This window comes from Bdellovibrio sp. NC01, assembly GCF_006874625.1.
GTDB lineage: Bacteria > Bdellovibrionota > Bdellovibrionia > Bdellovibrionales > Bdellovibrionaceae > Bdellovibrio.
In genome coordinates this window covers 625,244-645,388 of record NZ_CP030034.1, presented here as the reverse complement: position 1 = coordinate 645,388, position 20,145 = coordinate 625,244, and the positions used below count along the sequence as shown (strand labels likewise).

The following is a 20,145-nucleotide window of genomic DNA, read 5'->3' as shown; positions in this document are numbered from 1 at the left end:
ATGAAAACTTTAATTTATAGCACAATATTGTCAAACCTTAGATTTCCTAAGTTGCGGCGTTGCTATAAACCGCGGAACGAAAAAGATATGCACAAAAGTTCAAACATCCTGTGGTTCGCCCTTCTAATCCTCAACCTACTTAGTGCTCCGGCGCAAGCTCAGTGGGAAGTTCGTCCCGAAATAAAATGGAAAGTCATTCGTACGGCTCATTTTGAAGTGATTTATAATGCGGAACAGCAGGACCTCGGGCTTCTTTACGCCGAGAAACTTGAGAAAGCCTATTATCAGTTACGTTCTTACTTTAGCGAAGCCCCGGAAAGAATCCCGGTTGTGATTAACGACAAAACCGATTTGACCAACGGTTACGCAACTCGAATCCCTTATCCCTACATCATGACTTACCCCGTATTGCCAGGGCCTGAAGACAGCTTGGCCGATACGGGCGATTGGGCCTTTGAACTTTTAGCGCATGAGTACACGCATATTCTGAACTTCGAACCTGCTGGCGGAGTGATGAAACCGCTGCGCTACATTTTTGGTAACGTCCTTGCCCCGAACCTGTTGCTACCAAATTGGTACAAGGAAGGTTTGGCCGTGAATGCGGAAACTCGTTTGGGTCATCATGGACGTTTGCGTTCGACGTATCAAGACGCCGCCATTCGTGCGATGGTCGATGAAAAGAACTTCTTCACCTTCGATCTTGCCGAAATCAACGAGATGATTCCAACATGGCCTGAAGGCATGCGTCCGTACTTGTTCGGTTCGTTGATGTGGAATCAAATGATTGCGGATCAAGGCGAAAAAGTGATCGATGATTTGAATCAACGTCATGGTCGCAGAGTTCCCTATTTCGTCGAAGGCCCCGCAAAAGATACTTTCGGTCACACTTACTCGACGGAATATGGCACCGCTTTATCGCAAGTTTCTGAATTGGCTTACGTACAACTAAAAACTTTACGTGAAGTGACACCGACGCCTATTGCGATCGCGAAAAACAGTTATCAATATATCACGGCGCCGGCGATTTCTCCGAATGGCAAACACTTGGCCGTGATCGCTGAAGATGACAGCAACAATCGGTCGGTGAAGTTGTTGTCGCGCGAAGATTTACAGCAAAGCTTCTTGGACTCCAAATCCGCTGACACCATTGAAAAGTTCGATCAAAACTTTGCCCCACCACTTAGCAATGACGAACCGATGTCAGGCAGTATTCAAAGAGTCAGCTGGTTCCCCGATTCTAAAAAATTAGTGTATGACAAAATCAATCTTGTAAATCGTGTCGAAAGTTTTTCTGATCTTCACGTCTATGACCTTGAAACCAAGGTCACTAAGAATTTAGGCAAGGGACTGCGTGGTCGCGAGCCTGCGGTTTCTCCGGATGGATTCAATGTCGCGTTTGTTAAGCTTGAAGGTGGTAAAACTCATCTGGCTATTTTGAAACTGGATAAGCCCGAGATGACTTACGAAGTTTTATTTTCAGCTCCGATGCAAGAACGCGTTTCATATCCGACTTACGTGAATGATCGCGAAATCGTTTTTTCTTGGCGTGACAACAAAGGCAACGAGTACCTGCATAAGTATTCCTTCGACACCAAGAAAGTCGAAAAGATACTGCCTGACTTTCCGAATGCGCGTTACGCCCGTATGACATCAGAAGGTTTGCTGTTTGCTTCGAATAAAAATGGCGCCAATAATTTGTACCTAGCCGATTCACGTTTAGGATCGGCCCGCCCCGTTTCGCACACGCTGACGGGTTTATTCATGGCAGACATTGATCCATCACGAAAAGATATCTTTGCGACGGTGATGACGGCGCAAGGTTATAAAGTCGGATCGATCTTGAAAGCTGACTGGCAACAAACTCCCTCTGAACTTCCAAAAATCGAGGCACTGCTAAAAGATCGTCTGCCTTCAGAAGTGGCGCACGATGAAGAAGCCAATGTCGCTGCGAAAGAATCCGTTTCAAAGGCGACGATTGATGATTACTCTCCTTACGGATACTTGTGGCCGCAATATTGGATTCCATTCGTGCTGACGTCATCAAGCGAAACAGGCCTGGTGCTGCAAGCGATGACGACGGGTTACGATCCTTTGAAAAAACATTCGTACTCGTTGTTGGGTTCGTGGGACACGCGCATTAACAAGGGCAGTATTTCTGGTTCGTATTTGAATCAAACAACATCATTACCATTCGTGTTGGCGGCCTATCGCAGATCTTCGTATTTGGGTGATGTGAACAACGAAATCGATGACACCTCTTACACGGGTGCTTTGCTACCAGACGTGTTTTTCTTTTCACGCTACACAAGTTTGCAAATTGGTTACGAGTACTTTTCAAGATCGTCAGAAACAAGCCCCACAACAAAACGCATGGGCCCGTTCACGATGCTGTCGTACACGAACTACACAAAATCAGGAGCACAAATCGCCCCTGAAAGCGGCGGCGGTGCTTATCTCGGTGTGTATGATTATCTTGCTGTCGAAGGTTATCTTCAACACTGGCAATACTTAATCGGCGGAGAAAAATACTTCAGCAATTTCTTGCCGAAACACAACTCCATCATGGTGCGCGCAAAAGGCGTTTATACTCCAGAAAGAATTCCTTCACTTTATGGTGTCTCAACAGATTCATTAGTTTTCGTTCCAGACAATCCACTGCCTGAATATATTTTGCGCGGCTACCAACGCGGGCAAATCTACGGCCGAAACATGGTGAACGTAAATCTAGAGTACAGATTCCCTGTCGTCGATATCTACAACGGCTCGGGCACAGACCCGATCTTCTTAAGAAGAATCTCAGGAGCCTTAGTCAGCGACGGCGCCGCAACAGACGGTATCTTCGTCAACACCGACACGGGTCGCGCTGAACAAGTAAACATGAAACGCTGGTTCTGGAGCGCCGGCATCGAAGCCAGAGGCGAAGCCACAATCGGTTACTTGTTACCAGTCACCCTGGTCGTCGGAGTTTACAACGCCTTCAACGCCCCCTCAGGCAACGAAGTCGTCTTAGGCTCAGCCCTCCAAGTCTCAGGCTTCTAAAAAAAAGAACTAACCGTTTCCGCAGGGAAAACCATCTAACAAACAGAAACGATGGTTTCCCCATCGCCCAACAAAAAAGAGGTCCCCCACCTCCAAGGGCGATGGGAAGTTCCCCCACTCACTCCATTCACAACTTCACAAGTTCGTCCTTTTATTCAAATAACAGTTTCCAAAAATCCAACCATTACAAATTCCACCACCCATAGTTTCGTATTTTAAATATTTTCGATCCCACCTTTTCAAGCTGACGATTGAAAGGTGAAAGTCGCGGGTCATTTAGGGTGAGGGTTTCTGGGGAGGGATTTAGCGGCAGGGACCTCCGTCGGCGCCACGATGGCGCGAACCCGCCAAAGGCGGGCGACGGCAGAGCCTGGATGGCGTGTCCCAGAGCTAAAGCCCTCACCAGGGACCCTTGCCCTAAATGACCGAACGAGTGGCGCACCGTTCTAACCGGTCCGTCTTGACAAAGCGCGAGGTACTCGAAATTATTGAAGATAACGACAACTAGCGATGGATGCGCTCTTTGTAAGCGGGGGGAATTAATGGAAAAAATCAGCTGGATTAAAGAACTTGTGAAAGCTGAACAACAGATGGAAGAGTCTGGTTTGGTCGACATGTCTTTTGGCTTCGACGCAGACAAGATTCTAATCAACGAAACAATTCAGTTTTTGCTCGAGCTAAAAACAGAATTCGTTGATGCTTCTACCTCGTTCAACGAATTGAAACCTTCGGCGTTAGGTCGTATCAAAATCTACGGTATCGCAAAGACACACGCAGATTTCATGTTGTTCCGTAACGGCTTCAAAATGATCTTCTCTTTGAAAGCTCCGGGACAAATCAGCATTCGTTTTAACTTCATCGGTACGAACTACATTCCAACTCCGGGTGCAGAGGCGACAGCTGCTGCAACGAACGTGATGGATGAACATATCGTTGAAGCAAAATGGGGTGCGTTCGGCGAGATCATCTGGACATACCAAGGCCAACCAGCAAAGTTGGAATACATGGTTCGCCACTACCTGACTCTTTTCATTAAAGAGAGCTCGAAGTAATTGCTTCGCAAAAAATTTTAAATTTCAAAAAACCCGTTTGGAAACAAGCGGGTTTTTTATTTTTAAAAACTAATGCATTTCCTTTATCACTTGCTCTATCCACTGCATAAGCGCTTGGGCCCGGCGTGAAACGTGTTTGCGAGATGGATAAACGATCGCTGTCGGCATTGGCTCTGCAGGAAAATCTTCTAGGACTCTGATTAATGATCCGTCTTTCAAGTTCGGCAGAATATCGTGCTCGGGAACTTGCACCATTCCTAAACCGGCCAGACAACACTCGACATAAGCGTCAGTGTTATTCACTGTGATTAATCCCTTCATTTTTACGAAATGAAGTTTGCCGTTTTCAAGGTATTCCCAATCAGCCGTTTTACCACCCAATCGCGAAGCATATTGAACGGCATAGTGGTTCGCAAGATCGCTGATTTTTTTAGGTTTCCCAAAGCGTTTGATATAGGAGGGACTGCAAACGTTGGCGATTGCCATCGGCTTTAACGGCTTGGCGATCAAATTTGAATTTTGCAGCTCACCACTGCGAATGACGAAATCAATTCCCTCTTGCACAAGATCGACAAGTTGATCCGACACCGACAACTCCACTTCGATGTTAGGGTACTGTTCATAAAATTCGTGCAAGCGCGGAATGATGTGATTCTTCGCAAGACGAGTCGACATACTGATACGCACTTTCCCCGTCAGTTGTTTTGGATCTTGTTTAAACAATCCCTCGAGCTCATCAAGGTCGGCTAAAACATTCTGACAGCGTTCGTAAAACAGCACTCCGTCTTGAGTTAACTTCACTTGCCTTGTTGTGCGATTCAAAAGACGCGCCCCCAACTGCGTTTCAAGTTGCTGAACGGCAGCCGACACCGTGGCCTTTGGAAGGGACAGGCTTTCAGCCGCCTGGGTGAAGCTTTCCATATCAGCCACATTCATGAATATTTTCATAGAGTTAACGTAATCCATAGCCCCACCTCATTGTTCAGAAATCACGAACAGTATATCCATTTTATGCCACTTTATCCAGATTTAGATAACGACTATCTTTAACTCATACGAACGAACTTAAAGCCGAAAGGGGCTGACAATGGATGCAAAAATCGCAGTTATCACAGGTGGAAGTCGCGGACTTGGTAAAAACACTTCAATCGCTTTGGCAAAAAAAGGTCACGACGTGATCCTTACTTACAACAGCAAGAAAGAAGAAGCCGAAGAGGTCGTGCGCACAATTGAATCGCTGGGACGTAAGGCGGTTGCACTGCAATTAGATGTTTCATCAATCAAAAATTTTCCAGCATTTGCGGCACAAGTTGCGGAAGTATTAAAGATGAAATTCAACCGTGAACGTTTTGATTTCCTGATCAATAACGCGGGCATTGGTATCAACGCTCCCCTTGCGGAAGTGACGGAAGAACAATTCGATACGTTGGTAAATATCCAACTGAAATCGGTCGTGTTCCTAACTCAAAAAATGTTGCCGCTACTGAACGACGGCGGTCGTATCGTGAACATCTCAACAGGGCTTACACGTTTCACACTTCCAAGTTATGGAGTTTATGCAGCGATGAAAGGTGCCATTGAAACTTTAACGAAATATATGGCGAAAGAATTCGGCGCGCGTGGCATTTCAGTGAATGCCGTTGCACCCGGTGCCATCGAAACGGACTTCACAAAAAATTCTTTGGGCAATCCACAAGTCCGCCAAGTCATTGTGTCGAACACCGCTTTGGGCCGCGCCGGTCAACCCGATGATATTGGGGGCGTGATTGCGGGTCTTCTTTCCGAAGAAAATCGTTGGATCACAGCTCAAAGAATCGAAGCTTCAGGTGGAATGTTTTTGTAAGAGTTTGCATACAAAAAAAGCCGGTCTGTACCGGCTTTTTTATTTAAGGAATATCGACATTCACTTCTTGAACTTCCCACAAGGTCACAAGTTCTTTAAGTTCTTCATTAATAGCTGCGGAAATATCTTCCGCAGATTTTGATTTAGAGTGATATGTCGAATGCGAATCCGCAACCAACACAACTTCATATCCAAGGGCATGCGCTTTTTTCACGTTCGCAGCAATACAGTACTCTGATTGCAAACCTGCGATAATAAGTTTCTTAATACCTTTTTGTTGTAAGCGTGAGTGCAATTCAGGATTCGTGAACGCATCGTTTTCATGCTTCTGCACAATCAGATCGCCGTCTTCAATCGAAAGCTCGGGATGAATCATCCAGCCTTCTGTGCGCGTTTCATCGGGCTCTCCAGGTTGACCGTTGTTCTGTACGTAAATGACGTGTGTGCCTGAAGCGCGGGCCAAATAAACCAACTTCTTCAAATTCCCCAGAAGACCTTCGGCATTATGAACAGGATTCTCGGGATCAAACATATTCACTTGCGCATCAATGACCATTAGAGCTGTAGGCTTTTGCATTCTGCTAGTTTATTACAAATGCCCCTAAAAAGCCATTTCTCAAAGTGACCTATGACAGGTCTAGTAATCACCTATTTCCGAATGCTCTATATCTATTCTATAGAATGAGTGTTCTAGTGAACCGTAGCTTTCGCGACACTCTATCACCATTCTTTGTTTCGTCGCTATATGAGGATCCGATCTCAGCAGGTCGGATCTTCGTCCCTTAATAACTAAGTCTGATTCGAATTCTTAACTTTGGAGAAAAATGTTAAAATCAAAAACCTGCCCTAATATGAACCACGGGCGAACCAACGTTTCTATACGCTTTTGTCCCAATTGTGGGGAAGAGCTTAATCCCACTCTTAAATCTCGCTGTGATAATGCAAAACACGCTCAACTTCTAAAGAATCGCAATGCCTTCTGCACGGACTGCGGAAAGAAACTTTTCGTTAAATAATTCGTGTCGAGCTACACGAATTCAGCTCTCACCTTGCGCGAAAAATCTTCAGAAATAAAATGGCATGAAGCCTCTTAAAGGAGAGTTGCATGCCTTCGTTAAATACCGAATTCAATTCTCCTATGCTGTCTAAAGCAGCGCATTTTTTGATGAAGCATAAGGTCGCCATCAAAAAAATCTGGGAAAACAAAGCGCGCAGTTTAATTCCTGAATATCCCCACGAAGCCGCTCTGAATCTGGATTTAAATTCTTTAGATCTTTTTTTGGACGACTTAGCAAAGAAATTAAATCAGTCTCCACAGTCCGTAGATACCGTCAGCAGCAAAGGTATGTCCTTCGCTTACGGAGGAAATCGCGCCACTATTGCAGGATATTTTCTGCCGCAGATTTTGAAAGAATACAGTCTGCTACGCGAAGTTCTTTTTCAGTGCTTGAAGGATGCCAACGTATTGACCTTTGAAGTGCAACTGCTGGTGAATCGCGAAATTGATAAGGTTTGCTCAAATGCCGCTAGTGAATTCGCCTCTATCCAAGCGCAAAAGACCGAAGCTGCGTTAGCAGCGGCTCGCTCGTCCAACCGGGACTTGGAACAATTTGCGGGAATTGCTGCACACGATTTAAAGTCGCCCATCAGTACGGTTATCAGTTTTGTCGAAGTTTTAAAAGAAGAGCTAGAAACCCATCCCCAAAATAAAGAAGCCATCGCCAAATATTTCGACATCATTTCGCGAACGGCCGTGCGCATGAGTGCCTTGATCGAAGCGTTGCTTAATTACTCAAAACTCACCAAAGCGCCTTCACAGTTTATCGCCGTGGATTTAAATACTCTTTTGAATGAAGTCTTAAGCAGCATTTCAAAAAACGTCGATAGCTTAAATGCAAAGATTCTTGCTCCGCAGAAGTTGCCCACAGTTTATGGAGACCCCACGCTACTAGGTTTAGTGTTTCAAAATCTTATCGCGAATGGCATCAAATTTCATCGCGACGAACAGCCGCTTATTCAGATCTCGAGTTCTTTGGATAAGTCCCAGAATTATTGGATCATTAGTTTTAAAGATAACGGAGTCGGATTCGATCCTAAATATAAGGAAGATATTTTTATTCTATTTAAAAAGATCAATTCAGAATCAAAAGAAGGCGCAGGGATCGGCCTTGCAACTTGTCGACGCATCATCGAACTTCACGGCGGTTCAATCTGGAGCGATTCACAACCGGGGATTGGTTCGAAATTCTCATTCTCTTTGCCGCGCACAAAATAAAAAAGCCACAGTCGTAAAACCGTGGCTTCTTAGTTTTAATAATTTCTTTTAGAAATTACTGAGCGTTTGCCATGATCCAGTCATAACCAGCGCTTACTTTGCTGTATACGCCTGGGTAGCCAGCACGTGCACAACCACGGCCCCAGCTTACAACACCGATCAAGTATGTTTGACCGTCGTCAGCTTGAGCAACCAATGGACCACCAGAGTCACCTTGGCAAGAATCTTTACCACCAGTCGTGTAACCAGCGCAGATCATACGATCAGTGATTTTGTTAGCGTATGATTTGTTGCAAGATGCAGCAGATACCAATGGAACATCAACTTTTTGCAAAAGATTTGGCAAAGAGTATGAACCTTCAGAAGTTGTACCCCAACCAGCAACAGTTGACATGATTGGTGTGCCATCGTCAGCGATAACGATATCAGTTTTGTTCAAAGCGATTGGAGCATAAGAAGAATCTTTGCTTAGCTCGATCAACGCGAAATCGTAATCAGTTGTTGAAGAGTTGTATTGTGGGTTAGCGATGATGCGTTTTGGAGCAATCGCTTCAGCATTTTGTGGTTGTTTTTGATCGTGAAGACCGATCACAACTTTATCAATTGAACCGCCCTTTACACAGTGAGCAGCAGTCAATACCCAGTTTTTCTTAATCAAAGAACCGCCACAGAAGTGACCATAAGATTTAGATTGAAGAGATACGATATATGGAAATTCACCGATAGCAGCTTCTTGACCGCCAACGATATTAATACCTACTTTACCAGGAGCAGCTTGAGCCAAAGATGCTGCAACGATAAGGCCTGAAACGATTAGATGGTTTAATACTTTCATTTTTTCCCCTCTTGTTTTGATTCTTTCAAAAAAGAACTTAATCAGTTTTGAGTTTTTAAAACATTCGGGCAAAGAAAAGTTCCAACTTGGAACCACTTCTGGTCCTTGGCGCAGTAGATATTTGTCACCACTTAAAGATTGTGAATTCGCAGCAGAAAGTATTTAGACAACTCTTTCGAAGCGCGAACTACGAGAATCAAAAACTTGAAAGCGAAGAGGATCAACACTTGTCACCTGCAAGGTGACGCTTTGTCCTTTGGAAATTTGTTGGCCAGAAAAATTAGAGATACGAAGAAGATCACCGTGGAAATTTAGAAGAACGCCTGTCGAAGAAGAAATGTCTTCTACGACAGCGCGAAGTATTTGACCTTTTTTAAGCGAATTTAAAAAGGCCGCCGTTGCCATTGACTATCCAAGGTCTCTTGATAAATCGATGCGACGGAATTCCACCGGGCGAATCACAGGCTCACCGATGTTTTTCTTAGGAATATGTTTTTGTTGCGCAGGTTTTTCACCTAGGAAGTTTTGCGCGATGTCTTGTGTGACATTCATGATGGAAGGAGCTTTTTGTTCTGCCTTCTTTTCTTCCTCTTCAACTTCTAGACATGCCGCTTTGAAAGCTTCGCCCAATTTTTTCAATTGGTCGTTTTCATTTCTTGGCACTTCAAAGATAGAACTGATGTCAGAAGTTTTCTCACGCTGCAAAGGAGCACCGAAAGAAATGTTATCCACATCACTTAAATCAGAAGAATCCGTCATCGCCGTTTCTTCATCCGTATGCGCTGCCCATTCTGGAAGGCTTTCTTCACAGAACATCAATTGATCGCGGTTCACTTTCGCGATGAACTCAATTTCACCACGCGAAAGCTCTGGGCATTGAGCTGCGATTTCTTCGATATCAGCACCTTGATGGGCCATGCGTGCTGCTTTGACATATTTAATAGTATTTTGGCGCTCAACAATTTCATTATGCGGAATACGATCTTGGAAGATTTTTGCAACTTCCAAAGATTTCTGCATAGATTGATCAATCTTCGCGATTTGCTTTTCAGAAGCTTGGATTTTCGCTTGGATATCTTTTACTTTTTGTTCCAGCAACGCCGTTAATTGATTGACCTGAGTTTCAGTGCGATCTGAAAGATCCTCAAGGACAGCAATTTTGCTTTGTAATAATTGAAGGCCTTTGCTTAGACGAGGATCATCTTTTGGAGGACGGTTTAAACGCACCCACATGCCCACGATTCCCGCCAACAGAATAACGTTCACAAGCAATTGTAGTAAGAACCAAAAACTCACCTAGGCCTCCCTCAAGACATCCGGGCAATACAGATTTAATTGTATGCTGGCGAAGGTCGCGCAAACAATGAGACCAAGGTCCATATTGTCTCAAGGTAAGACAAACCAGGACTGGACCTGGAGAATTTTGAGACGGCGTCATCTTATATGCTATCCTGCACTTAGGGGGAATTTAAGTATGCTTAGAACGTTAACTGGAAAGGCTCTGACGGCAACGTCGGCGGTGGTTTTCTTAGCTCTTTCTGCGTGTGGACCCGTAAAATTTTCAGCGGATTCATCAACTTCATCTGGTGATGTGCCTGTAACTCCTGCAACCCCTACTCCAGGCGTTTCACCAACTGTAACTCCGACAAATCTTCGCGATGTGACTTATTCAAACACGGTCACGGCATCTAATAATAAGCTCGACATCTTACTTGTTGTCGACGATTCGAACTCGATGCTTGCGGATAACCAGAAGCTTGCTGCGAAATTAGCCCCCTTCGTAAACACGCTTCAATCCAATGCAAATCTTGACTGGCAAATGTGTGTGACGACGACTCGTGCGCTTCCAATCAACTCTACGAACACAGCTTGGGGTGCATCGATTTATTGGCAAACAGGTGGCTCGTCTTTAAGTGTGATCTTGAAAAAAGGCCAATCAAGTCTGTCATCAGTGTTCACAAATACTATTAACTATATCGGTGCCGGCTGGGCTGGTACTGATGACGAGCGCGGTATTAAAGCGGCTTATCACCACGTTTATAATGGTGATTACCACTATTCTAATGCCAGTGGTTGCTATCGCGCTGATGCAGCGATCGCTTTCATTATCATTTCCGATGAAGACGAACGCAGTGTGGGTGGCGACGCTTCACAAAAATACTATGCCTCTGAATTGCAACCGCTTGAAGATGACGATCAACCAGCGAACTTCGTTAACTACGTAAAAGAAACTTTCGGTAACGACAAACGCTTCACAGTGAATTCGATCATCGTAAAACCGGGCGATACAGAGTGTATGAAAACTCAGGACGCTGGCGGCGCGAAAAGCCATTACGGCGTTAAATACAATGAATTGTCTTACCTGACTGGTGGTGGTGTTGGTAGCATCTGTGCTAACGACTTCTCAACGAACTTGAATTTGTTCGTGGATAAAATCACAGACTCTTTAAGCTCTATCCCGCTTGAGTGTACTCCGGTTGGCGAAGTAAGCGTGACGATCACACCAACAGTGGGTGTCGTATCAGCTTCCGTGCAAGGTATGAACTTGGTATTTAGCCAGCCGATCCCAGCGGGTCGCCAAGTCGACATTAAATACCAATGCTCTGCAGATTCCCGTGCACCAAGTTCGGTGAAAGCTCTGCCAAAAGCTTCTGAAGAAGGTATTTTCGCTAAAATCATTACGTTCTTCAAAAATTTGTTCTAATAAATCTTAAAAATTAAACTCAACGAACAGAGATAGCCCTAAAAGCTATCTCTGTTTTCTTTTGGCATAAGCTTCATTCCTTCTGCCGCATATCTTTCGCCATAAACTTTTCCTGGCGCAAACAGGTCGTTAAGAAAGCGACGATCATCGCTCGTTAACTTCACATCCAAAGCCTTAACATTTTCCACCAAGTACTTTTCGCGTTTCGTTCCTACGATAGGCATCAGGGACTGCGGGCGATGTAACAACCACGCCAGTGCGATTTGCGCTGGTGTCGCGTTCTTTTGTTTTGCGAAGTCTTCCAAGCGTTGCACCAACTCGTGATTGTGTTGATAGTTATCACCTTGAAAGCGTGGATTAGATTTACGGAAATCGTTGCTTGGTAACTTCGCAGGATCCACTTTGTTCGTCAGAAACCCGCGCCCCAATGGAGAGTAAGCAACGAATGTAATTCCAAGTTCCTCACACTCTTTCAAAACAGATTGTTCTGGATCACGAGTCCACAACGAGTATTCACTTTGCAATGCCGAGATGGGATGAACTGCATTCGCCTTTCGCAAAGTTTCGGCAGACACTTCAGAAAGACCGATATACCGAACCTTCCCCTGCTGCACAAGTTTCGCCATTGCTCCCACAGTTTCTTCGATCGGTGTATTGGGGTCCATGCGGTGCAAATAATAAAGATCAATGTGATCGGTATTGAGTCTCTTCAAACTTTCTTCACAGGATCTAATGACATAATCTGGCTTGCCATTGACCCCACGCGAAGTCACATTGTTAGGATCCCGCACGATGCCAAACTTCGTTGCCAAGAAAAATTTCTGACGACGATCTTTCATGGCTTTTCCGAGCAGAACTTCATTTGTATGCGGACCATAAATATCCGCTGTATCAAAAAGATTAATTCCCAAATCCAAGGCTTTATCAATTGTGGCCAGCGATTCAACGTCGTTTGTGTCGCCATAAAACTCACTCATCCCCATGCAGCCCAAACCTATTGCAGATACAGACTCATTTGTTTTACCGAGCTTAATAAATTCCATAGGAAACCTTTCTAATTTGTTAGCATGCTAACAATAACACCGATTCAAATAATTTGCAATGCGGCCGACACAGCGATAGTCTTATGGAACGAGGAAATTTATGTTTAATCTTTTGATTTTACCTTCTGAAGAGCAACTGAAGAGGGTGAAAAAGCAATATCCGCAGTTGAATTACACGACGATCACCAGCTTTCTTTTGCTGTTGCGCACGGCTACTGAAATTTCAACTTCTCTTGATAAGTTTTTAATGAAGTACAATCTTTTGCAGAACCGTTGGTTGATTCTTGTTATGTTGCTGCGTGAAGAAAACAAAACTCTATCTCCGCAAGATTTGACTAAATTTCTGGGCATCACTGGCGCGACGTTAAGTCGTCTGTTGGAAAGTCTTGATGAAGAAGGTTTAGTAAAGCGTGCCGTAAACAAAAAAGATCGCCGTGCTCACGAGATCACTTTAACGGCAAAAGGGCAGAAACTTCTTAATAAAATTATGCCTGATTATTACGATGCGATTGAAAAGACTTTCAAAGGCATGAACGAAACCGATCACAAAAACTTAGTAAAATTGCTAAAGATGATCCAAGCGTTTAAATAATAAAAAACTCCGGTGTTCAGCCGGAGTTTTTTCTTTAAGCCAGTTGTGAAACGAAATCCTTCATGCGAAGAATCGCCCGATTCATGGTTTCTTCAGAAACTGCGAAGCTTAAGCGCATAAATCCCTCTGAACCGCACTCAGCCCCTGGCACTGTCGCCACAAAGAATTGTTCCAATAAAATATCACAGAAATCTTTTGAAGTTCTGATGTGACGATCGCCGAAGTTTTTACCCAGGCAGTCTTTGATATCAACCCAGTAGTAAAAGGCACCTTCAGGCTTAGAGACTTTAAATTCAGGGATCTTCGCGAACTCTGTCACGCCTGAATCGCGTCTTTGAATCAGCTTTTTCACAACTTCAGCGATATCTGGTTCGCAGTCTTTAAGCGCTGCTAGAGCTGCATGTTGAGAAATGCTTGAAGGTGAACCTGTCGATTGACTTTGATAATCGGCCATTGCCGTAATCAATTTTTCAGGGCCTGCTGCCCAACCAATACGCCAGCCCGTCATTGAATAAGCTTTTGAACCACCATTCACCACGACAGTACGATCACGCAAGTCCGGAGCCACATGCAAGATGTGTGGAGCCACCTTATTGCCATCAAAAACCAAGCGATTGTACATATCATCAGAAATAATCACGACTTGAGGATGTCTTCTGAAAACTTCCGCCAACGCTTTCAATTCATCTTCAGAATACAACAAGCCCGTGGGATTACTTGGCGAGCAGAACAAGAAAGCTTTCGTTTTTGCATTGATCGCTTTTTCAAGTTTTTCGGGAGTAATCTTGAAGTTTTCCGCTTCACCGCATTCCACGATGTGCGGAACACCATCAGCAAGCTCCACCATCATTGGGTAACTGACCCAGTATGGAGTCCCGATGATCACTTCATCACCAGGTGAACAAATCATCTGTAACGCCGCAAACACGATATACTTCGCACCCGACGCTACAGTAATTTCTTTTGTCGAATACGACTGCCCCAATTCATTTTTAATTTTTGCGGCGATAGCTTGGCGAAGTTCCACGGTGCCATTCGCTGGTGTGTACTTCGTAATTCCTTTTTGAATTGCCTCAATACCCGCCTTCGACGGAATATCGAAAGTTGGCCAATCCGGTTCACCCACCGTTAAAGAGATCACATCGTGTCCCTGCGAAGCCAGTTCTTTTGCCTTCGCCACTAGGAACAAAGTTGGAGACGTCTTTAAATTTTGAGCTCTTTTGGAAAGTTGAACCAAAGCGGACTCCTTTATTTTTTCAATTTAGCTTCCATGGCCTTGATAACTACGTCAGGAACCAGATCGGTCAGCGCACCACCATTGATCGCAAGTTCTTTCACTCCTCGAGAAGAGATGTAGTAGTACTCAGGACTTGCGAACACCAACATCGTTTCGATATCTGGCGCAATTTTCTTATTTATATTTGCCATCGTCATTTCGTATTCAAAATCGACAACGGCGCGCAGGCCTCTGACAATAACCTGTGCATTATGTTTTTTCATATAATCCGTCGTAAGACCAACAAAGAAATCGACCTTTACATTTTTCAAATGCGAGAGTGATTGCTCGATTAGAGTCTTACGTTCTTCCGGTGTAAACATCTGTTGTTTCTGAGAAGATTGCGCAACCAAAATGATCACTTGGTCATAAAGACGAGCCATACGATTGATGATGTCAACGTGGCCCATTGTAATCGGATCAAAACTTCCTGGATAGACTGCTGTTTTACTCATGATTGTCCTCTTCTTCCGAAGCTTCTTCTTTCAGAGCATCTTCATGACAAAACAGACTTAAATGTTTGTCACCGTATTCTTTTTTACTAAAGCGTACTAAGTGCCCGTAGCGATCTTCCATGCGCTCTTTAGCTTGCGACTCAATGGCTAACTGCGTATGAACGCCGAAAGCTTCACTGACCTGCGCCGCTTCCATTACATCGTGAGCCATCTTTTCCGTAAATGGAGGATCGGCAAAAATAATATCGAACGGTTCGCCCTTGTATGATTTCAAAAAGGCAATCACGTCCATGTTCACGATTTTGTAAGATGCTGCAGGAACTTTTAATTTTTCAAGATTTTGGCGAGTGATCGTTAATGACTTCGGATTCTTTTCTACAAACGTACAAAAGCTTGCATCACGCGACAAGGATTCAATCCCAAGATTGCCCGTACCACAGAAAAGGTCTGCCACTTTCGCATCAGCAATCAAAAATTGCAGCTTATTGAAAAGAGTTTCCTTCACGCGATCTGTCGTCGGTCTAATATGGTCTGCTTTAAATGCGACCAACTGATGTCCGCGATATTTACCAGCAATAATTCTCATGACAACAAGTCCTCGGCCATCTTCACAATAGCAAAAATATCTTCAAACGGTTTTGGAACAAAAATATCGGCGCCCATTTGTTGAGCTGTTTCCATATTATGTTCTCCGGCAAATGCTGACATTAAAACAACTTTGCCGGTGCGGGCAGCACCCATCTCTTTTAAAACTTCCGGTCCATTAAGGCCCGGCATCAATACATCCAGAAAAATCAGATCGGGATGGAGGCCGCGCCACTGCGCCAAGCCTTCCGTTCCATTGACAGCTTCGAAAACTTCGTGACCTTTCGCGCGCAAAGCACGAGTTAAAGATCTACGCACCAAAGCCTCATCATCAATTACTAAAACTTTCACAGCGTCCCACCAGACGGCAATTCAATCACGAAACAGGCACCAGGATTCTTATTGTGCGCTTCGATTTTACCGCCGAATTTTTCAATGATCGATTTAGACATACTTAACCCAAGACCCGTACCATGTCCTTCTTTTTTTGTCGTAAAGAATGGCTCGAAAATACGTTTTTGAATATCTTCAGGAATCCCTGGTCCCGAGTCTTCGATCTCTAAGATAACTTTATTATTTTCACTGCGCGAAATGATGCGCACGCGACCTGGATCTTTCATCGCTTGGCACGCATTGTTGATCAAATTAAATACGACTTGTTGTAGCAAGTGTGGCTCGACGAACACAGTTTGTTCTAACGTTTGTAAGTCGACCTCAAGTCGATGAGTGCGCAGTGCCGATTTCAACATCGGCAGTGTTCTTTCCACAACTTCATCCACACTGATATACTCTGCAGGTTGATCCTCGCCTTTAGAGAAATCCAAAAGATTTTTGATGATTCTTTGTGAACGTGCTGCGGCTTTTTCAATTTCAAGTAAATCTGAATACAGATGAGTTTTCTGATCCGCTTCTTGTAACAAAACTTGCGTCAATGATCTTAAACCCGTCAGTGGGTTGTTCAGCTCATGCGCGATATTTCCCGCAAGTAGACCGATCGCACCCATCTTTTCATTTTGCAACATACGCAGGTAAAGTTCGCGTGATTGCGTGATGTCGACGTACTGATTCACCACATTCGTGGGATTGCCACCTTGATCCAACTGCACCGGGTAACTGTGCACTTGGAAGATACGGCCATCGACTTGGATTTGCCCGCTTTGAGGTTTGCCCTCTTTCAATGCTTGCGATACCGGACAACCTTCACAGACGGTTTTATTATCTGCGAAACTTTCAAAGCATTTATGTTGCAAAAATTTATCGCTGAATTTTCTATTGGCGCGAACCACATTGTAATCAATATCCACGATCGCGATCGGATCACGCATACCATCGAAAGTTTTTTCCCAACGATATGAAAAGGCCGACAGTTGATTTTCTAAAAGTACACGGTCCAAAGCCATGCTTAGCGGGCGCATACGATCCGTCATGAAATCAACAAACGGTCCCATCTCTTTATCGTTCAAAGAGTTTTCGATACACAAGATGGCTTCGCCTTGTTCGCCACCACCCAAAAGGTGACTGGTCAAACGCAGCTCAAACGGTACGACATAAGCTTTAATGAACGGACGACCAAAGTGATTGGCAAAGTGACGAATCAATTCAGGCGATGGCACTTGGGCCGCCTTTGGAAATTCGAAAGTTTGATTCGATTCTGTTTGCGTAAGATTTCCTAATTGGAAACTCATGAAAACGGTTTTATTGCTTTCAAGTCGATACGCTAAAATCGGATCGCCGATTTTATGAAATTTACGCAGTTCTTTTCTTAGAATAACCAGAATGTCTTCAAAAGAATTTTGCGTCGCAAGATCTTTAATGAAACGCAACAGCTGCCGTTCACGATTCAGTTTGTCGCCTTCTTCTTGATGTGACATTTCGATGTATTGCGTACGCTCTTCAACCATGCCTTCCAATGAATGGGTCAGGCCTTCGAGTTCTTTATTCTGATTGGAAGATTCTTTCAGCAAGACTGAGCGGGATAAGAACATGGAATGTGTTTGTAAAGCATGTTCAAGTTGTTCCCAAATTTCGCGTTCATTTAATGGCCAACGAATAAAGCGATACACTTGGGCTTTGTTGATGCCTTCGCGAACTTCGCTTTCGGTCAGGTCAGCAGAAATATAAAAGCGCGGCGCCATTGGTTGATAGAGGCGGGCTTGAACTAAAAGCTCTAAGCCAGTGCCTTCGCCATCATCCTGGACTAAGATCGAGGAAAATTTTTGGGTCTTTAAAAGCGGCAAGGCCTCCTGAACGGAAGCCTTAATTAGAATCTCTACTTCCCGTTTTTGAAACGGAAAGTAGTGAGGCAGCCTAATTGGCGATACGTTTCCTACCCAAAGAATTGGATCCAGTCGTGTTGGATTGGATAGTAGGTCCTGTGTATTCCCCATTAATAGATCTCTCCAAGAATTGCAGATGTTCAAACCACATTTGCAATACGTTGTTAAGATCATACTCTAGGACGTCTGCTAAAAGAACAAAATCCTTATTCTCGAGCGCGTTTAACGCTTCAAGAACGGTGCGTTTACTTTCAGCTTCCGCTTTCATCCAATCAACTGGACTCGTCACAAGAAACTGATCCCCCATCAAACCTTTAAGGGACATAACGCTATCGATTAAGAACTCACAATTTTGCACAAGATCATGAATCGACTTCAAAAGACCGCTCAACCCTTGAGCACGCATGCGCTTCGATAGATTTTCTGTTTGCTGAATCAATTCAGGCAAAGCTTCAATCCACCCTTTAAGCACTGTACCCATCAGATCGCGGCTGTTTTCAGTCAGATACTCCAAAGTTTCAACTTGTTCCAAAGAAACAGTTCCGAAACGTTTTTCATCGGCTTCGCTGATCTCAAGACCGTTCACCACATAACGGCAAACAACTTGGTTTGTCGAACGTAGATCATTTTCGATATCCGTGAACACACGTGAAAGATCGACATTGCCATTATAAAAATTGCGAAGTTCTTCGCCCGTCACTTTAAAGCGTTCCATCTTTTGCCTCCGCGATTTGAACTTCTTCTTGAGGAATATAGACTTGAAGCTGTTGAGCAAAAGCTTGGTGAACCTGCAAAGTTGCGCTGCGAATTTCCTCTTGTGATCCTGGAGCAATACGGATTTTTTCCGCATGGTACCAGTTAATAAGAGGACTCATCTCAGGGACGATTCGGCTAACCGTTTTAATAATTTCTTCGCCTTGCTCGATAAGAGGCGCGACACGCTCTAAACCCACTGATGGGATTAATGCGATTTGGTCCATAATGAAGGAATTAATTTCATTAAGTTTTAAAGCCGCCTGAACGATTTCCACACGGTCTGCCATTGGATATGGCATGCCCAAGTAAATCGCTTGCACTAAATTCCATTGGAATGCATCAGCCGCGGTTTCATCTTCCTTGGCATAGCTTGCAAGGCCCGAACTTCTGACGATCAGATCCTGATCGACAACACCACTTAAAAGCTGATTTACAACGGAACCGATTTTTTCACCTAATTGCGCTGTTTCCTGTTCAGAACGCAGGATGAAAGCCAAACTTGCTTTTGGACCTGTTTCCCAATAGTTCACAGCCCCCACGCTGATATTCAATGTCGGCGTATCCGTCAATGAAGCCACGTGAATAGGTGCACTGTCACAACCTAACAACAAATCTGCTTTTTGAATAATCGCAAACAAATCTGAAATTTGCGTTTTACCAACGTAATTAAAGAAACGAAGATTTTTACATTGGTCGATAATTTCTTGTGCTTGAATCACTTCGCTATTAGCACCGATCAAAGCCACAGCCGTGTTCGGTCTTTCTGCCGCGATAGCATTCAAAGCCGAAGCCCACGTGAATGATGACAATGCTTTTTGTCTTTCACTCGCGCCCACATGCACAACCATATAGCCTTCTGGCAATTGAATATCAGAAGTAATACCTTCTGCTGTTGCCCAGTCCGCTTCGACATATTCTAAATTCAACATCGAAGCAAAGATGTCGGCCAAGTGCACGCGATTTGCCTTACCGATTCCGACTTGTGCATAAAAATACGCACTCATCTCATCACAAGGACGGAAGTAACCGTCATCAAAGCGTGAATAACCGCTCACTCTTGTATTTTCTGTCGACAAAGCGTGAGTCAAATAACTCGAAAACGGCGAGAATGTCAGATTGATGATCCAATCATAATTTTCCGCTTTCAATGGAGCGATGAAATTTTCCAACTTCGCCAATGCACCTGCGATATCAGGGTTTTCTTGCACAAGAGGTTCTAAAATAGATCCGCTTGGCATCGAGATGTGACGATCAATAGCTGTCAAACCTTGAACCGCGCCTTCAAAGCGTGGACGAGTTAAAAAATGAATCTCTGCATCAGGATACTGACGGCGCAAAGCGCGCACAGCCGGCCAACTGATGTAGATGTCACCAAGTCTAGCGAGTTGCTGAATGAGGATTTTCATTTTTAATT

Annotated in this window: 19 protein-coding genes; 6 read left to right on the top strand and 13 right to left on the bottom strand. The window is 44.2% G+C overall.

The window, feature by feature from the left end; genetic code table 11:
• The first annotated feature begins 87 nt into the window (after nucleotides 1-87).
• Both DOE51_RS03130 and DOE51_RS03125 read left to right on the top strand, forming a co-directional pair.
• Entirely contained in the window at nucleotides 88-3,039 is a 2,952-nt protein-coding gene (locus DOE51_RS03130; RefSeq protein ID WP_142695134.1) for a hypothetical protein, read from the top strand.
• A 542-nt stretch (nucleotides 3,040-3,581) separates the two neighbouring features.
• A complete protein-coding gene (locus DOE51_RS03125; protein ID WP_142695133.1) occupies nucleotides 3,582-4,091 on the top strand; it encodes a hypothetical protein in 510 nt (169 codons plus the stop codon).
• Between the two features lie 69 nt (nucleotides 4,092-4,160).
• Here the strand turns inward: DOE51_RS03125 and DOE51_RS03120 are convergent, their stop codons facing one another.
• The gene (locus tag DOE51_RS03120; RefSeq protein ID WP_142695132.1) at nucleotides 4,161-5,057 is read right to left on the bottom strand and encodes a LysR family transcriptional regulator; all 897 of its coding nucleotides are present in this window, start codon (nucleotides 5,055-5,057) and stop codon (nucleotides 4,161-4,163) included.
• A gap of 121 nt (nucleotides 5,058-5,178) precedes the next feature.
• On the opposite strand from DOE51_RS03120, the gene DOE51_RS03115 reads away from it, so the two are divergent.
• Nucleotides 5,179-5,934, top strand: a complete 756-nt coding sequence (locus DOE51_RS03115) for an SDR family NAD(P)-dependent oxidoreductase (RefSeq protein WP_142695131.1) — start codon at nucleotides 5,179-5,181, stop codon at nucleotides 5,932-5,934.
• A gap of 43 nt (nucleotides 5,935-5,977) precedes the next feature.
• Here the strand turns inward: DOE51_RS03115 and DOE51_RS03110 are convergent, their stop codons facing one another.
• Nucleotides 5,978-6,511 (bottom strand): cysteine hydrolase family protein, encoded by a 534-nt coding sequence (locus tag DOE51_RS03110; protein WP_142695130.1) that lies wholly within the window; start codon nucleotides 6,509-6,511, stop codon nucleotides 5,978-5,980.
• A gap of 528 nt (nucleotides 6,512-7,039) precedes the next feature.
• Here DOE51_RS03110 and DOE51_RS03105 point away from each other — a divergent pair.
• Complete coding sequence (locus tag DOE51_RS03105) at nucleotides 7,040-8,209, top strand: ATP-binding protein (protein ID WP_142695129.1); 1,170 nt, start codon at nucleotides 7,040-7,042, stop codon at nucleotides 8,207-8,209.
• A 55-nt stretch (nucleotides 8,210-8,264) separates the two neighbouring features.
• Here the strand turns inward: DOE51_RS03105 and DOE51_RS03100 are convergent, their stop codons facing one another.
• The 3 genes from DOE51_RS03100 to DOE51_RS03090 form a co-directional block, all read right to left on the bottom strand.
• On the bottom strand, nucleotides 8,265-9,044 hold the full coding sequence (locus DOE51_RS03100; RefSeq protein WP_142695128.1) for a serine protease: 780 nt from the start codon (nucleotides 9,042-9,044) through the stop codon (nucleotides 8,265-8,267).
• A gap of 162 nt (nucleotides 9,045-9,206) precedes the next feature.
• Entirely contained in the window at nucleotides 9,207-9,449 is a 243-nt protein-coding gene (locus DOE51_RS03095) for a hypothetical protein (protein WP_142695127.1), read from the bottom strand.
• A gap of 3 nt (nucleotides 9,450-9,452) precedes the next feature.
• Entirely contained in the window at nucleotides 9,453-10,340 is an 888-nt protein-coding gene (locus tag DOE51_RS03090) for a DUF2802 domain-containing protein (RefSeq protein WP_246845308.1), read from the bottom strand.
• Nucleotides 10,341-10,518: 178 nt separating this feature from the next.
• Here DOE51_RS03090 and DOE51_RS03085 point away from each other — a divergent pair, with 178 nt between their 5' ends.
• Nucleotides 10,519-11,748 carry a hypothetical protein gene (locus DOE51_RS03085; protein WP_142695126.1) on the top strand — a complete coding sequence of 410 codons (1,230 nt, stop codon included), beginning with the start codon at nucleotides 10,519-10,521 and terminating at the stop codon, nucleotides 11,746-11,748.
• A 38-nt stretch (nucleotides 11,749-11,786) separates the two neighbouring features.
• Here DOE51_RS03085 and DOE51_RS03080 read toward each other — a convergent pair whose 3' ends face one another.
• Complete coding sequence (locus DOE51_RS03080) at nucleotides 11,787-12,791, bottom strand: aldo/keto reductase (protein WP_142695125.1); 1,005 nt, start codon at nucleotides 12,789-12,791, stop codon at nucleotides 11,787-11,789.
• A 100-nt stretch (nucleotides 12,792-12,891) separates the two neighbouring features.
• On the opposite strand from DOE51_RS03080, the gene DOE51_RS03075 reads away from it, so the two are divergent.
• Nucleotides 12,892-13,383, top strand: coding sequence for a MarR family winged helix-turn-helix transcriptional regulator (locus tag DOE51_RS03075; protein WP_142695124.1), 492 nt, complete (start codon nucleotides 12,892-12,894; stop codon nucleotides 13,381-13,383).
• 34 nt (nucleotides 13,384-13,417) lie between these two features.
• Here the strand turns inward: DOE51_RS03075 and DOE51_RS03070 are convergent, their stop codons facing one another.
• The 7 genes from DOE51_RS03070 to DOE51_RS03040 form a co-directional block, all read right to left on the bottom strand.
• The gene (locus tag DOE51_RS03070) at nucleotides 13,418-14,620 is read right to left on the bottom strand and encodes a pyridoxal phosphate-dependent aminotransferase (protein ID WP_142695123.1); all 1,203 of its coding nucleotides are present in this window, start codon (nucleotides 14,618-14,620) and stop codon (nucleotides 13,418-13,420) included.
• Nucleotides 14,621-14,631: 11 nt separating this feature from the next.
• Nucleotides 14,632-15,114 carry a pantetheine-phosphate adenylyltransferase gene (gene coaD, locus DOE51_RS03065; RefSeq protein WP_142695122.1) on the bottom strand — a complete coding sequence of 161 codons (483 nt, stop codon included), beginning with the start codon at nucleotides 15,112-15,114 and terminating at the stop codon, nucleotides 14,632-14,634.
• Nucleotides 15,107-15,700 (bottom strand): 16S rRNA (guanine(966)-N(2))-methyltransferase RsmD, encoded by a 594-nt coding sequence (rsmD, locus tag DOE51_RS03060; protein ID WP_142695121.1) that lies wholly within the window; start codon nucleotides 15,698-15,700, stop codon nucleotides 15,107-15,109. Before rsmD ends, coaD begins: the two co-directional genes overlap by 8 nt.
• Nucleotides 15,697-16,050, bottom strand: a complete 354-nt coding sequence (locus DOE51_RS03055; RefSeq protein WP_142695120.1) for a response regulator — start codon at nucleotides 16,048-16,050, stop codon at nucleotides 15,697-15,699. The genes rsmD and DOE51_RS03055 overlap by 4 nt, the downstream gene beginning before the upstream one ends.
• Entirely contained in the window at nucleotides 16,047-17,936 is a 1,890-nt protein-coding gene (locus tag DOE51_RS03050) for an ATP-binding protein (RefSeq protein WP_246845306.1), read from the bottom strand. The genes DOE51_RS03055 and DOE51_RS03050 overlap by 4 nt, the downstream gene beginning before the upstream one ends.
• A 70-nt stretch (nucleotides 17,937-18,006) precedes the next feature.
• Nucleotides 18,007-18,690 carry a hypothetical protein gene (locus tag DOE51_RS03045; protein WP_142695118.1) on the bottom strand — a complete coding sequence of 228 codons (684 nt, stop codon included), beginning with the start codon at nucleotides 18,688-18,690 and terminating at the stop codon, nucleotides 18,007-18,009.
• The gene (locus DOE51_RS03040; RefSeq protein ID WP_142695117.1) at nucleotides 18,677-20,137 is read right to left on the bottom strand and encodes a glycosyltransferase family 9 protein; all 1,461 of its coding nucleotides are present in this window, start codon (nucleotides 20,135-20,137) and stop codon (nucleotides 18,677-18,679) included. The genes DOE51_RS03045 and DOE51_RS03040 overlap by 14 nt, the downstream gene beginning before the upstream one ends.
• Nucleotides 20,138-20,145 lie beyond the last annotated feature (8 nt).